The 14407-nt window shown below is 75.3% G+C and carries 11 protein-coding genes and 1 pseudogene; 4 read left to right on the forward strand and 8 right to left on the reverse strand.

Annotation, left to right across the window (positions count from 1 at the left end):
* The 4 genes and pseudogenes from cseB to OYE22_RS18355 form a co-directional block, all read right to left on the reverse strand.
* On the reverse strand, window positions 1–711 hold the full coding sequence (gene cseB / locus OYE22_RS18340; RefSeq protein WP_277321420.1) for a two-component system response regulator CseB: 711 nt from the start codon (window positions 709–711) through the stop codon (window positions 1–3).
* An 8-nt stretch (window positions 712–719) separates the two neighbouring features.
* Window positions 720–1394: a hypothetical protein gene (locus OYE22_RS18345; RefSeq protein ID WP_277321421.1), complete on the reverse strand. Its 675-nt coding sequence runs from the start codon at window positions 1392–1394 to the stop codon at window positions 720–722.
* Between the two features lie 458 nt (window positions 1395–1852).
* Window positions 1853–2347: pseudogene (locus OYE22_RS18350) on the reverse strand (SigE family RNA polymerase sigma factor); the annotation flags it as partial.
* A gap of 344 nt (window positions 2348–2691) precedes the next feature.
* Complete coding sequence (locus OYE22_RS18355) at window positions 2692–3768, reverse strand: A/G-specific adenine glycosylase (RefSeq protein WP_277321422.1); 1077 nt, start codon at window positions 3766–3768, stop codon at window positions 2692–2694.
* Between the two features lie 464 nt (window positions 3769–4232).
* Here OYE22_RS18355 and OYE22_RS18360 point away from each other — a divergent pair, with 464 nt between their 5' ends.
* Window positions 4233–5105 (forward strand): hypothetical protein, encoded by an 873-nt coding sequence (locus OYE22_RS18360; protein WP_277321423.1) that lies wholly within the window; start codon window positions 4233–4235, stop codon window positions 5103–5105.
* Between the two features lie 475 nt (window positions 5106–5580).
* Entirely contained in the window at window positions 5581–6627 is a 1047-nt protein-coding gene (locus OYE22_RS18365; protein ID WP_277321424.1) for a hydroxyacid dehydrogenase, read from the forward strand.
* Window positions 6628–6696: 69 nt separating this feature from the next.
* On the opposite strand, the gene OYE22_RS18370 is transcribed toward OYE22_RS18365, so the two are convergent.
* The 3 genes from OYE22_RS18370 to radA form a co-directional block, all read right to left on the reverse strand.
* Entirely contained in the window at window positions 6697–7227 is a 531-nt protein-coding gene (locus tag OYE22_RS18370) for a hypothetical protein (protein ID WP_277321425.1), read from the reverse strand.
* 456 nt (window positions 7228–7683) lie between these two features.
* The gene (gene disA / locus OYE22_RS18375) at window positions 7684–8808 is read right to left on the reverse strand and encodes a DNA integrity scanning diadenylate cyclase DisA (protein ID WP_176162463.1); all 1125 of its coding nucleotides are present in this window, start codon (window positions 8806–8808) and stop codon (window positions 7684–7686) included.
* A 117-nt stretch (window positions 8809–8925) separates the two neighbouring features.
* A complete protein-coding gene (gene radA, locus OYE22_RS18380; protein WP_277321426.1) occupies window positions 8926–10338 on the reverse strand; it encodes a DNA repair protein RadA in 1413 nt (470 codons plus the stop codon).
* A 399-nt stretch (window positions 10339–10737) separates the two neighbouring features.
* On the opposite strand from radA, the gene OYE22_RS18385 reads away from it, so the two are divergent.
* The gene (locus OYE22_RS18385) at window positions 10738–12546 is read left to right on the forward strand and encodes a sigma-70 family RNA polymerase sigma factor (RefSeq protein WP_277321427.1); all 1809 of its coding nucleotides are present in this window, start codon (window positions 10738–10740) and stop codon (window positions 12544–12546) included.
* 117 nt (window positions 12547–12663) lie between these two features.
* On the opposite strand, the gene OYE22_RS18390 is transcribed toward OYE22_RS18385, so the two are convergent.
* Entirely contained in the window at window positions 12664–13551 is an 888-nt protein-coding gene (locus OYE22_RS18390) for a hypothetical protein (RefSeq protein ID WP_277321428.1), read from the reverse strand.
* Between the two features lie 112 nt (window positions 13552–13663).
* On the opposite strand from OYE22_RS18390, the gene OYE22_RS18395 reads away from it, so the two are divergent.
* On the forward strand, window positions 13664–14407 hold the full coding sequence (locus OYE22_RS18395; protein ID WP_277321429.1) for a HEAT repeat domain-containing protein: 744 nt from the start codon (window positions 13664–13666) through the stop codon (window positions 14405–14407).

Consider the following 14407-nt stretch of genomic DNA (forward strand, 5'->3'; position numbering starts at 1 on the left):
TCAGCCCTTGAGCTTGTAGCCGAAGCCGCGGACCGTCTCGATCCGGTCCTGGCCGATCTTGCCGCGCAGCCGCTGCACGTGCACGTCCACGACCCGGGTGTCGCCGCCCCAGCCGTAGTCCCACACGCGCTCAAGCAGCCGGTCGCGGGAGAGGACGGTGCCCGGGGCCGCCGAGAACTCCAGGAGCAGCCGCATCTCGGTCGGCGTCAGCGCCACCGGCGTGCCCGCCTTGCGGACCTCCATGCCCTCCGGGTCCACCTCCAGGTCACCGAAGCGCAACGGCCCTTCGACGGGCGCCGCGTCGGAGGGGGGCGCGCCGCTCGCGCCGCCGGGCCCGCTGGCGTGGCCGAAGCGGCGCAGCACGGCCCGGATGCGGGCGACGAGGACGGCGCCGTCGAACGGCTTGGTCACGTAGTCGTCGGCGCCGGCCTCCAGGCCGAGCACCACGTCGATGCTGTCGGCGCGCGCCGACAGCATGATCACCGGGACGGTGGACTCATCGCGTATCCGCCGGCACAGGCTCACCCCGTCCAGGCCCGGCACCATCACGTCCAGCAGGGCGATGTCCGGCCGGTTGGCCCGGAACCGCTCCAGGCCCGTCAGCCCGTCGGGCGCCGCCGTGACGACGAAGCCGTCCCGTTCCAGCGCGAGCTGGGTGGCCTCGCGGATCACGTCGTCGTCCTCGACGAAGAGCACATGTGTTTCCGCCACGGTCGCCGTCAGCCTTCCGTTCCGTCGTCACTGGGCAACTCGTCGTCATCCGCGTCGTCGTCTTCCACGGTCTTGTTGAAGTCCGTGTGCGTGCGCCCGGTCTCGGTGAAACGTTCGTCGGACCAGCGGTAGTGGATGACATCCTCGCCCGATGGGCAGCACAGCGCGTCACCCGAGTCGTAGACCTGCTGGGTGACGCGCAGTTCGTTCTTCTCGATGTCGATGTAGACCGGCGCCTGCTCGGCGAGGAAGACGTTCTTGTAGTCCTCGCCGCTCTTGCGGTACACGTACGAGCCGATGCCGAAGCCGTCACCGCAGGTCATGACGTTGACGACGACATCGGTCGTGGAGGCGCCGGTCAGCTTTCCGTAGCTGACGTCGATCGGGTACTCGTCCTTGACGCAGGGCTTGAGGTTCCGCTTGAGGTCGGCGTTCACCTTCGGGTCGCTCTTGACCAGCGCGACGGCGTCCACCTTGACCGGGGACGCCTCCATCGTCGGCACCGCTGAGGGCTTCGACTCGCGCGTCACCGTGTCCCGCTGCGCCTGACCCTCCTTGCGCACGCCATCGCTGGCGGAGTTGCACCCTGCCAACACCAGGCCGACGGTCGCGGCGAGCGCCGCGACCGCACCCCCGGTGAACAGGGCGGTTCTGCTGGGAGCCGGCTTTCTCAGGCCGCGCACCTGGCCTGCCCCCGATCGTGGAGCTGGCGGCGGTCCTCGTGCCCGTGGCCGGGGGTCGCACCGACCGCGCCCACGGGGCTCACGGCGCCGACCGGGACCATCGGGCGCTCGGCGCGGGCGGCGGTCCGCTCCGGGGCACGGCCCGGGCGCTCGCCCAGCGGCTGCCGCTGGCGCACCACGCCACCGAGCGGGACGGCGCGGGGGGCCGGGCGGGCGGCGGTGTGCGTGGCGGGCCGGGTGGCGGCGGGTGCCGGGGCGGCGGTCACGGGGCGGCGGGCACCGACCTGGGGGCGGGCGTCGGTCCGCGTACGGGCAGCGGCGGGGCGGGCGACGCCGGGGCCGCCGTTGATCCGGGCGTTCGCGCCGGCCCGAGTACTACTGGTCGCTGGGGTGGTGCTGGCCGCGCCGGCCGGCTCGCTCGTGCCGCGCCGATCCGCGCGCTCCAGCGCGGCGGCGTCCAGGTCACGGCTCTCCAACTCCTGGCGCAGCCGTGCCAGAGCACGGTGCAGCGTGCTCTTGACGGTGCCGGTCGACATGCCCAGCGCCTCCGCGGTCTCCTCGGTGCTCATCTGCTCCCAGTGTCGCAGGACGACGACGCTGCGCTGCTTCGGCGCCAGACAGGACAGGATGTCCATCAGCAAAGCCCGGTCCGCGTGCTGCTCGGTGCCGTCCTCGACCCGCGCGTCCGGCAGCTCGTCGGTGGGCACCTCGTCCAGCTTGCGGGCCCGCCACCACTCCGTACGCGTGTTGATCATGACACGGCGCAGGTAGGCGTCGGCGAGCGACTTGTCGGCGATCCCGTCCCAGCGGCCGAGGGTGCGCACCAGCGCGGTCTGGAGGAGGTCCTGGGCCTCGATCGGGTCCGGGACCAGCCGACGGGCGCTGCGCAGCAGGGCGTCCTGCCGGTTGCGAACGTAGTCCTCGAAGTCCAGTACCTCGCCGCTGCTGGCCATAGCGCAGCCTCCATTCCCCGGTGTTCCCCACGTCACGCCACTGGTCATGTGGCCTGTTACCGAGGAACCTACGGAGGCGCTGTTGCGGCATTCCGTACGCCAGCACTGCCGTCCGTGCACAGCTACCCATAGGTTGTGTAACAGCGGCCGCCAGGCGCCCCACACGTCACGGAACGCTCCCGCCGCCCTACGCAGCGCCGCCCCGTCGGGGGTCGGTCGGGTGCGTGGCGTGGGTCCGGTGGGCGGGCGGGTGCGGGGGCGCGGGCGAGTGGGTGCGGGGCCGAGAGGGGGAGGGGGCGCGGGCCCGGTCGGCCGTTGGCCCAGGGGCTCAGGGGCTGAGGGGCTCAGGTCTGCGGGAGCCGGTAGACGCCACCGGCGAGCGGCTCCACGAGACCGTCGGCCACCAGCCCGTCCAGCGCCCTGGCCCGCTGCACCGGCTCGTGCCACACCCGGTCCAGCTCCGCCTGCGGCACGGGCGAGGTCGCCTCCCGCAACACCGCCAGCAACTTGCCGCGCACCTGCCGGTCGGTGCCGGCGTACGTCTGTCCACGGCGCGGCGGCCCCTCGTACGCCGGCGAACCCGCCAGCTTCCAGGCGCACCGCTCGGCGATCGGGCACCGGCCGCACTCGGGCGAGCGGGCGGTGCACACCAGCGCGCCCAGCTCCATCGTGGCCGCGGCCCAGCGCGCCGCGGTCGCCTGGTCGGCGGGGAGGAGCGAGCGGGCGAGCTTGCGTTCGGCGGCGGTGGTCGCGTTCGGCGGGTACTCCTTGCCGGTGACGGCGCGCGCGAAGACCCGCCGCACGTTCGTGTCGAGCACCGGATGGCGCTGCCCGTACGCGAAGGAGGCCACGGCCGCCGCGGTGTACTCGCCGACCCCGGGCAGCGCGAGGAGCTGCGCGTGCTCGCGCGGTACGTCGCCCAGGTGCCGCTCCCTTATCGCGGACGCGGCGGCGTGCAGCCGTAGCGCGCGGCGCGGGTAGCCGAGCCGGCCCCAGGCGCGGACCGCCTCGCCGGGCGGCTCGGCGGCGAGGTCGGCGGGGCGCGGCCAACGGGCCAGCCACTGCTCGTAGACCGGCAGCACCCGGTTCACCGGCGTCTGCTGGAGCATGAACTCGCTGACCATCACCCCCCACGGCCCGGCCTCGGGCCGCCGCCAGGGCAGGTCGCGGGCGTGCGTCTCGAACCAGGCGTTGACGGCGGTGTGCAGGGCGGTGGCCGAGGCGGGCGGCTCGGCCGCTTCGGCGGCGGCCGGCTCGGCGGCGCGTGACGCGGCGGCGGGTGGCTCGGCGTCGGCGCGGGCGGCGGTCACCGGCCGCGGTGGGTGCGCGGGCTGCGGTGTCTGGGGGGCGTGCTCGGCGGACTCGGGGGCGCACTCGGCCGGCTGCGAGGCTTCGACGGATGGCGCGGGCGTGGCAGTCATAGCACCAACGATCCTGGCACGCCCCCGGCTCGCGACGAAACGGCCCGCGCCGGGCGCCCGGGTGAGCCGCGAGGGCCGTACGGACCACCCGCGCGACGGCCCGGGGCGCGGCGTGGAGGCTGGGCTGGTGGGTGGTCGGGGTGTGGCGTGGGGGCTGGTGGGTGGTCGGGGTGCGAGGCCGGGGGCTGGTGGGTGGCTGGGGGCGGCGTAAGGAGTCTGGTGGGTGCTCGGGGCGTGTCGTAGGGGCCCGGCGGGTGGTCGGGGAGTGTCGTACGGAGCGCGTTGGGCGGCTGGGGCGCGCCGTACGGAACGCGTTGGGTGGCCGGGGTCGCGGACCGCGAGGGGCCCCGGTGCGCGAAAAAGTGCGCCCGGAAAGCCGTCTCCGGGCAGATGATGAGAAAAGTCGGTCCGGAATGCGGCGGGTACTGGCGGGTCTCCTAACGGATCTCTCGTAGAGTTTCCGCGTGGGATCTCTGCGCAATCCGATCGGTCCGCTCCCTTCCTCCATCTACTGGCGGCGGAGGGCAGTTGCGCTGTCCCTGGTCGCGTTGCTCGTCCTACTCGTCATCTGGGCCGTGGGCCTGGGTGGCGACGACGGCGGCGGCAAGGACGACGCCAAGGGCCCCAGCGGCGGTGACACGGCCAGCACGATCACGCCGGGGCCGTCCTCGTCCGGACCCGTCAACGACCAACGGCCGGGCGGACGCGACGAGTCGGACGACGAGAAGGAAACCGGCGGCACCGGTGACTCTGGCGGCTCCGGCGACAGCGGCGGCTCTGGTGGTACGGGCGACAGCGGCGGCACGGGCGGTTCCGGCGGCAACGCCGGTGGCGGCTCGGGCGGCACGGGTGGTTCGGGCGGCAGCGGCACCACCGGCGCGGCCGGCGGGCTCGGTGTCGGCAACGGCGCCCTTGAGCCCTCCGACTCGACGCTGGCCGACTGCGAGGCGGGCACGGTGGAGTTGACGCTGCGCAGCCTCAGGAACTCCTACGAGCCCGGTGAGAAGCCGAAGTTCGAGCTGGCCGTGAAGAACTCCGGCGACGGCGCCTGCAAGGTGGACCTTGGCCGCGCGGCGGCCTCGCTCACCATCACGGACGCGGCGGACGACCACGTCTGGGCCTCGGACGACTGCCCGAGCGGCAACGCCACCTCGATGGTGCGGGTGCCGGGCGACGACGCGATCAAGCGGACCGTGGAGTGGGACCGCAAGGTCACGCACGAGAACTGCGCGTCCCCCTCCGGCGTCCAGGCCGCACCGGCCGGCACCTACCTGGTCGAGGCCAAGGTGGACGGCCTCGGCACGGCCCGCGTCTCGTTCGTGTTGGCCAAGGACTGAGGGGGCCCCCCTCCCCGGCCCCCCGCCCCCTCCCGCCCCACCCTCCCGTTCCACCCCCGCCCCGCCGGGCGCGTCGCGCGCCCGGCGCGCCGTCTCGCCCGGCGCGCCACCCCGCCCGGTGTCACCCGGCCCGGCCACCCGGCCGGGGACCCAGCCCCCAGCGGGGACCCCGCCCCCAGCCGGGACCCTGCCCCCGGCGAGGTCCACGCCTCACCCGGGGCCTTGCTCCGGGCCAGGGCCACGCTCCTGGCCCGGCGCCGCACTCCGGCCCGGGCCAAGCCCCCGCCCCCCGGCCACGCTGCCGACCAGCGCGACACCCGGACTGGCGCGTGCCCCCGGCCGACGTCGGGCCGGGCCGAGTCGAAACCGGATGGTCAGCGTCGCGCGGGCCGGCCGGCGGCGGCGACCCGTACGATCTGGCGGCGCCGGCCCTCCCCCCCGGCCGGCCCGCGCGAGTGCAGGAGACCGGAGCCCCATGCAGACCGCCCACGCGTCCACCGGGCGCCCCGCCGACACCGTACGACCGCGCGCCGCGCTCGCGATGGCGCCCGAGGCGGCCGACGGCGTGCTCGACGCGGCGGCGCTGGCCGCCCTCGCCGAACTCACCGACCTGACCCCGCCGCCCGCCCTCGCCGACTTCACCACCGAGCGGGCCCGCCGGGTGCTGGCCGACACCGAGTTGCTCATCACCGGTTGGGGGTGCCCGCCCATCGACGAGCGGGTGCTCGCCGCCGCGCCCCACCTGCGGGCCATCGTGCACACCGCCGGCTCGGTACGCGGCCACGTCGGCGCCGCCTGCTGGCGGCGCGGCATCGAGGTCTCGTCCGCCGCGCGGGCCAACGCGCTCCCGGTGGCCGAGTACACGCTCGCCATGATCCTGCTCGCCAACAAGGGCGTCCTGGAATCGGCCCGGGACTACCGCGCCGCCCGTGCCCGCGAGCACTGGCAGTACGCGGGCCCCGAACAGGGCAACTACCAGCGCACCGTCGGCATCCTCAGCGCCTCCCTCACCGGTCGCCGCGTCATCGAACTCCTCCGCCCGCACGATCTGCACGTCCTCCTCTACGACCCGTACGTGAGCGCCGAGCAGGCCGCTGCCCTCGGCGCCCGCGCCGTCGACCTCCCCGAACTCTTCGCGGCCAGCGACGTGGTGAGCGTGCACACGCCCCTGCTCCCCGAGACACGCGGTCTCGTCAGCCGCGAACTCCTCGCCGCGCTGCGCCCGGACGCGACCCTGATCAACACGGCGCGCGGCGCGGTGGTGGACCAGCAGGCGCTGACCGAGGCGCTGCTCGCGGGTCGCATCAGGGCCGTGCTCGACGTCACCGAACCCGACCAACTCCCGCCCGACCACCCCCTGTGGACCTGTAAGAACGCCCTGCTCACCCCGCACATCGCCGGCTCCCAGGGCACGGAGCTGCGCCGGCTCGCGGCGGTGGCGGTCGACGAGGTGCGGCGCTGGGCGCGCGGCGAGGGCTTCGCCCACGCGGTGCCGCCCGAGCGCGCGGCGTACCTGGCGTAGGCCCGCCGACCCGCCGACCCGCCGCCCCACGCCCGCCCGGCGACGGCCGTGACGGAGGCGCGGCGCGCGCTACGCCACCCGGTCGCGCGGCTCGGCGGCCCGCAGCCGTTGGGCGTACGACCAGGCCACCCAGGTCACCGCGGTCGTCAGGACGGGTATCGCGAACAGCGGGGCGAAGGCCACGGCCCAGACGGCCTCAGCCGTCTCGCTCGTCATGAGCGTCTGGCTCTGGACGGAACCGGCGACCGCGAGTTGCCATATCGCCCCCAGCACCAGGGCCGCCGACGCGCTCCAGGCCAGGGCGGCGAGCGCCCCCGGGTGCCGGACCCGCCGCCGCTCGCCGACCAGCAACAGCGGGACGAGGGACGCCACCACGATGAGCAGGGACAGGCCGAGGACACAGGCGATGCCCCAGCCCGGGATGGCGAACTCCTCGCGCAGCACCCGGTCGCTGTAGCCGACGTAGACCCCGAACGCCATGGCGACGCGCCACAGCCCGGAGGGGACGGCGCACAGCGCGATGGCATGCGCGCGGCGTCGGGCCCACCGGGGTGCTGGGGCCAGCACCGTGGCGGAAGCGGGAACGGTCGCGATCGACATGCCCCCATCCTGACCGCGAACCGGGCCACCGCACATCGGACCAGGCGGTGATTCACCGTCAGACGACGGGGGGACGGCCCCACCTTCCGATGGCACCCGAGCCGTACGAGCGTCGTACCGGGGTGCTACGCACAACCCTGAGCCGCCCCGACCGCGACCACGATGACGACCGCGCCCACCAGCGAACACCCCGCCCTCCGAGCGAGGCACATCCCTGGGACGCGGAGCCCCCGGACCGCCACGAGCGGCACCCCCGCTCAAGAAAGCCGCCCCCTCGCCCACGCCACAAGGCTCGCCACCCGGCCAGGCGACCCCAAGGAAATCCCGCCAGGCGACCTCAAACGAACCCCGCCAGAGACCCCCGAGCGAACCCCGAAGACAACCAGAGGCCCCGGGGGAAACCCCGAAGACGACAGGTCAAGCCGCTACCCAGCGCGCGAGCGGCCCAGCGGCGAGCTACACGTACCGTTCCAGGATCGAGGACTCCGCCAGGCGGGAGAGGCCCTCGCGGACCGAGCGGGCGCGGGCCTCGCCGACGCCGTCGACCATCTGGAGGTCGTCCACGCTGGCGGCCAGCAGCTTCTGGAGGCCGCCGAAGTGCTCCACCAGGCGCTCGATGATGGCGCCGGGCAGCCGGGGCACCTTGGCCAGCAGGCGGTAACCGCGCGGGGAGACCGCGGAGTCGAGCGTCTCGGGGGAGCCGCTGTAGCCCAACGCGCGGGCGACGATGGGCAGTTCGAGGAGTTCGGGGTGGGTGAGCGCGTCGAGTTCGGCGAGCGCGTCGGCGACCGTGCGGGAGCGCTTGGCGGTCGGCTCGGGCACGTAGTCCCGTACGACCAGTTCGCGCTCCGGCTCGACGCCGGCGATCAGCTCGTCCAACTGGAGGGAGAGCAGCCGCCCGTCGGTGCCCAGCTCGACCACGTACTCGGCGATCTCGGTGGCGATCCGGCGGACCATCTCCAGGCGTTGGGCGACCGCCGTGACGTCGCGGACCGTCACCAGGTCCTCGATCTCCAGCGCCGAGAGCGTGCCCGCGACCTCGTCGAGGCGGAGCTTGTACCGCTCCAGGGTGGCCAGCGCCTGATTGGCCCGGGACAGGATCGCGGCCGAGTCCTCCAGGACGCGGCGCTGGCCGTCCACGTACAGCGCGATCAGCCGCATCGACTGGCTGACCGAGACGACGGGGAAGCCCGCCTGGATGGAGACCCGCTGCGCCGTGCGGTGCCGGGTGCCGGTCTCCTCGGTCGGGATGGACGCGTCGGGCACGAGCTGCACGCCCGCGCGCACGATCTTGGTGATGTCCTTGTCGAGGATCAGCGCGCCGTCCAACTTGCACAGCTCGCGCAGTCGGGTCGCGGAGAACTCGACGTCGAGGACGAAGCCGCCGGTGCACATCGACTCGACGGTCTTGTCCATGCCCAGCACGATCAGTCCGCCCGTGTTGCCGCGGAGGATGCGCTCCAGGCCGTCGCGCAGCGCCGTGCCCGGCGCGACCGCGCTGAGGGAGGCGCGCATCAGACGATCGGAACCGGAGCTTCCCCCGGCCCTGCCGGGAGCTGTCGCCCGGTCGTTGGCTGCCACTGCACTCCTCCGTCGCCAGATCTGGTCGGTGCCGCAGGCCGCCCTGCCGGATGTACGTAGAGTTGGGTACGTACGGGCGTGCGGGCGAGACCAGGGCAAAGTCTACCGGCGCCCGGGCTACTCGCGGGGGGCCTGGGGCGCCTCGCGGCGCGGTCGCTTCGGCAGAACGCGCAGCGCCTCGCCTATGTCGGCCACTTCGAGCACGCGCATACCGGGTGGGATCTTGCCCGCGTCGCCTGGCACCAGCGCGTGCGTGAAGCCCAGCCTGGCCGCCTCGGAGAGCCTTCGCTGCACCCCCGTCACCCGCCTGACCTCGCCCGCCAGGCCCACCTCGCCGACGGCCACCAGGTTCTTCGGCAGCGGCGTATCGCTGGCGGCGCTGGCCAGGGCGAGCGCGACGGCCAGGTCGGCGGCGGGCTCGGTGAGTCGCACGCCGCCCACGGTGGCGCTGTAGATGTCGCGCTTGCCGAGCGCGCTGATCCGGCCGCGCTGCTCCAACACCGCCAGCATCATGGACACGCGCGAGGTCTCCAGGCCGGACGTGGTGCGCCGGGGCGAGGGGATCTGGGTGTCCACGGTGAGCGCCTGCACCTCGGCCACCAGCGGGCGGCGGCCCTCCAGGGTGACGGTCAGACAGGTGCCCGGTACGGGTTCGGCGCGGCGGGTGAGGAAGAGGCCCGACGGGTCGGCCAGGCCCGTGATGCCCTCGTCGTGCAGTTCGAAGCAGCCGACCTCGTCCGTCGCGCCGTACCGGTTCTTGATGCCGCGCACCAGGCGCAGCCGCGCGTGCCGGTCGCCCTCGAAGCTGAGCACCACGTCCACCAGGTGTTCCAGCAGCCGGGGGCCGGCGATGCCGCCGTCCTTGGTGACGTGGCCGACCAGCACCGTGGCCATGCCGCGCTCCTTGGACGCGCGGATCAGCGCGCCCGCGACCTCGCGCACCTGCGCCATGCCGCCGGGCGCGCCGTCGATCTCGGGCGAGGCGACGGTCTGCACCGAGTCCAGGACCAGCAGCGAGGGCTTGACCGTGTCGAGGTGGCCGAGGACGGCGGACAGGTCGGTCTCGGCGGCCAGGTACAGGTGCTCGGAGAGCGCGCCGATCCGGTCGGCCCGCAGCCTGACCTGGCTCGCGGACTCCTCGCCGGTGATGTAGAGCGTGCGGTGGGTGTCGGAGGACGCCTTGGCGGCCACGTCGAGCAGCAGCGTGGACTTGCCGACGCCGGGCTCGCCGGCGAGGAGCACGACCGCGCCGGGCACCAGGCCGCCGCCGAGCACCCGGTCCAGCTCGTCGACGCCGGTGCCGCGCGCCGTCGCCTGCCGGCCGTCCACCTGGCCGATGGGCAGCGCGGCGGTGGTGACCCGGCCGGCCGCCGTCGTGCGCACCGCGGGGGCCGCGCCGAACTCCTCGACCGTCCCCCACGCCTGGCATTCGGGGCAGCGGCCGAGCCACTTGACCGTGGTCCAGCCGCACTCGCTACAGCGGTAGGAGGGGCGGTCCTTGGCGGGCGTGCGCGTACTACGGGTGGCCATGCGCATCACCGTAACGGTGCGGTCTGACACTCCCGGGCCCGGAGTGGGTCGCGGCGGGGGCGCGCGCCGGTGGCGGGGCGGTCGGGCCGGGGGTGGGACCGACGTGGGGGCGGGTGGGGAACGGGAGTGCGAGGCGTCCGGGCCGCCGGCCGCCAGCTCCGGCCGCGCCGTGGCGGCGGGCGACCGGCCCGGCGGGCGGGGGGAACCGGGCCGGGGCGGGGGCGGGCCAAGGAAAACCATGGAAAGCGAACGGGCCAGACGCATATGTCAAGGTCGGGCCCCGGGAATGACGTAAAGCGAGAATCTTGTCCCCTTTCGAGGGAGATGGTCACCCGTACGAGTTAAAGGTCCCCGTGGCAGGCGGGTGACCCGGTGTGATCCCCCTACCGTCGCCAGGTGATGAGCAGCAGGTCCGAGCACCCCACGCATCCCACCGGCGCACACCGCGCACAACGACGCGGCGCGCGCGCCCCCCGTACCGCCGTCGAGCGCCCTCCCGCGTGTTACGAGCCCTACCTCGACGGCCTGTTCACGTACTGCCTGTCCGTGCTGTGTGACCACGACGCCGCCACCGTCGCCCTCGGTGACGCGCTCGCGGTCGCGGAGCGGCGGCGGCAGCGCGGCCGGGCCGCCGGGTTCACGGCCAAGGACGGCGGCGCGGACCCGGCGCGCCAGATGACCGTGCCGTCGCCGATGACACCCCCCATGGCGCCCGAACTCTCCGTGCCGCCCGGGCGGGCCAGGGCCCCGGGGCACGCCAAGCGGTCCCCCAGCACCGACCTCGGGCTGCGCCGCCCGTGGCTGTACGCGCTCGCCCGCTGGGCCTGTCTGCGGGCGCTCGCCGAGTCCCGGGCGGGCGGGGCCCCGCCGCGCGGCGGGGCCCGTCCCGCGCACCCCGTACAGGCCCCCACCGCCCCCGCGCAGCGCCGCCGCGACCTGGCCGCGCTCGCCTGGCCCGAGGCCGCCGGCACCACCCCCGAGCAGCGCGAGGCGCTCGAACTCGCGGTGCGCCACCAGCTCTCGCCGCACGAGGTCGCGGCCGTCATCGGGCTCGACCCGGACGACACCCGGGCGCTGATCGCCAGCGCGGCCTGCGAGGTGGAGCGCACCCGCGCGGCGCTCGCGGTGGTCGAACTCGGCCGCTGTCCCACCGTCTCGCGGTTGGCGGGCGACGCGCAGGTGCTGCTGTCCGCGGCGCTGCGCCGCGAACTCGTCCGCCACGTGGACGACTGCGGCCAGTGCCGCAGGACCGCCGAGCGCGCCACGGCCGGCGGGCCCTGGCCGGGCACGGCCGCGGCGCCGGCCGCGCTGCCGATCCTGGAGGCGCCGCGGCCGGCGGTGTGCGCCGCGATGCAGTGCGCGCTGCGCGGCCGGCCGACGCGGTCCGCGGCCACCTGGCCCCGGTTCGACCGGCGCGGCTTCCCCATCGACCCGAAGGACCGGGCGGCCCGGCGCGCGCGGCTGCGCAGCCGCGCGGTGACCACGACGGTGGTGGCGACCGTGGTGGCCGCCCCGGTGCTGGCGCTGTGGGCCGCCTACCGGGGCGCCCCGCTGACCGGCGAGAGCCAGGCCAACGGCGGGGTCTCGGCGTCCGAGCGGGACGAGTTCGGTGGCCAGCCGTACGAGGAGGCGGGGCACGCGCGGGGCAACCAGCCCGACGCCGACGCGGGCCGGCGCTCGCCCGACCGGGAGCGCGCCGAGGAGCGCGCGCGGCAGGAGCGGCGCGGCGACCCGCGCCCCACCGACCGCGTGCCGTCGCGGGACCCGGCCACCCAGCCGAGCACCGACCGCCCGGAGCCCGGCACCAGCCGGCCCGCGCCCGCGCCCGGGCACCTGACGGTGACGGCCCAGCCGGGCGAGGAGACCACTCTGATCACGCTGAGCGCGTCCGGCGGCGGCCCGGTGCGCTGGTCGGCGACGTCCGACGCGCCGTGGCTGCGGCTCAGCCAGAGCGCGGGCGAACTGCGGCCGGGCGAGTCGCTGACGATCACCGCGTCCGTCGATCGGGACCTGGAGCCGGCCGGCCCCTGGACGGCGCACGTCTCGGTGGCCCCGTCCGGATCGGTGGTCACCATCCAGGGCATCGGCCAGGGCAGCGGCCCCGACCCGAGCCCCACGCCACCCGAGCCGACGCCCACGCCGACCCCGACACCCACGCCCAGCGAACCGGCCCCGACCCCGACGGAGCCCGCGAGCCCGTCCCCGTAGCCCTGGCGCGAACGCGGCACACCCCCGGCGCCGCGAGGCGCCTGGCCGCGCCGGGGAGGCCGCGGAGCGTACGGGGTGGCGGCGCGGGCCGGGCGGTGGCCCGGCCCGGGCGCGGCGTCAGCCGGCGGTGCCCCGGGCCGCCTCCGGCGCGGGGGCGGGGGCCGGGTCGGCCGGGTGCGGGGCCATCGGGAGCTGCGCGGCGAGCCGGGCCTCGCACAGCTCGACCAGCTTCGCGTACCCCTCCTTGCCCATCAGCTCGGTGAGTTCGGGCCGGTACGAGACGTACACCGGGTCCCCGGCGCCGTGCGCCGAGGTCGCCGACGTGCACCACCAGTGCAGGTCGTGGCCGCCCGGGCCCCAGCCCCGGCGGTCGTACTCGCCGATCGACACGACCAGCACCCGGGTGTCGTCGGGCCGGTCCACCCAGTCGTAGGTGCGGCGGATGGGGAGCTGCCAGCACACGTCCGGCTTGGTCTCCAGCGGCTCGCGGCCCTCGCGCAGGGCGAGGATGTGCAGCGAGCAGCCCGCGCCGCCGGCGAAGCCGGGGCGGTTCTGGAAGATGCACGAGCCCTCGTAGCGGCGGGTCTGGCGCTCCCCGTCGTCGTCCTTCTGCACCCAGCCGGTGCGCGTGCCGACGTCGTGGAACTGCCAGATGTCCGGCGTGAGCCGCGCGGCGTGCCCGGCCACCCGCGCCTCGTCGTCCTCGTCCGAGAAGTGCGCGCCAAGGGTGCAGCAGCCGTCGTCCGCCCGGCCGGCCTGGATGCCCTGGCAGCCCTGGCCGAAGACGCAGCTCCAGCGGGAGGTCAGCCAGGTCAGGTCGACCCGGAAGACCTGCTCGTCGTCGGCCGGGTCGGGGAACTCCACCCACGCCCGGGGGAAGTCGAGGCCCACCTCGTCAGCCAGGGCCAGCCCGGCGGACGGCGCGTCCTGCGGAGCGGTCTTGCGGGCCTTCTTCGACCCCTGCTTTGGCGCTTTGTCCTGCTTCGCCTTTTTCGTCTTTGGCACGACTCCAGCGTATGCGCCACGGCGGGCGTTCCCGACCGCCCGGGTGCCCCCGTCGCCGCTTGACCTTGCCACGGTGACAAGGTCTTCACTCCGTGCCCAGGAGGTGGTCCCGATGACGACACGGAGACCGACGACGGAGCTGACGCGGGCGCTGCGGGGGTTGGAGGACGACGACGCGTCGGTGCGCCTGCGGGCCGCGCTGGCACTCGGTACGACGCCCGACGTGGGCTGCGTCGACACGCTGGTCCAGCGGTGCGCGAGCGAGCCCGAGTTCTTCGTCCGCGACGCCCTGACCTGGGCACTCACCCGGCATCCGGCGTCCGTGACGCTCCCCAGGCTGGTCCGCGAGCTCCGCTCGGAGCGCGCCCGGGCGCGTTCGCAGGCGCTGCACACGCTGTCCAAGATCGGGGACCGGCGGGCGTGGCCGGCCCTCACCCGGGCGCTGTTGGCCGACGCCGACGACGAGGTGGCGCGCAGCGCCTGGCGGGCCGCCGTCGTGCTCGTACCGGAGGGCGAGGAGCCCGACCTCGCCGCCGCGCTGGCGACGCAGCTCGGGCGCGGTGGGCGCGAGACGCGGCTGAGCCTGAGCCGGGCGTTGGTCACACTGGGCGAGGCGGCGGTGCCGGCGCTGCGGGCCGCGGCGGTGGCCGCCGACGCGGAGGTACGCGCGCACGCGCTGGCCACCGAGCGGTTGCTGCGCGATCCGGACGCCGGGTTCGCGTTCGCGATCGAGGAGGCGAAACGCGTCGTGGCCCTCGGCGACCTCGGCCAGGCGGGGCGGCAGGGCCGGCAGGACCCGCCGGACCAGCGGGGCCAGCGAGGTCAGCGGGACCAGCGGGGGCGGGAGGGAGGTTAG

It is taken from the genome of Streptomyces sp. 71268 (genome assembly GCF_029392895.1).
Lineage (GTDB): Bacteria > Actinomycetota > Actinomycetes > Streptomycetales > Streptomycetaceae > Streptomyces.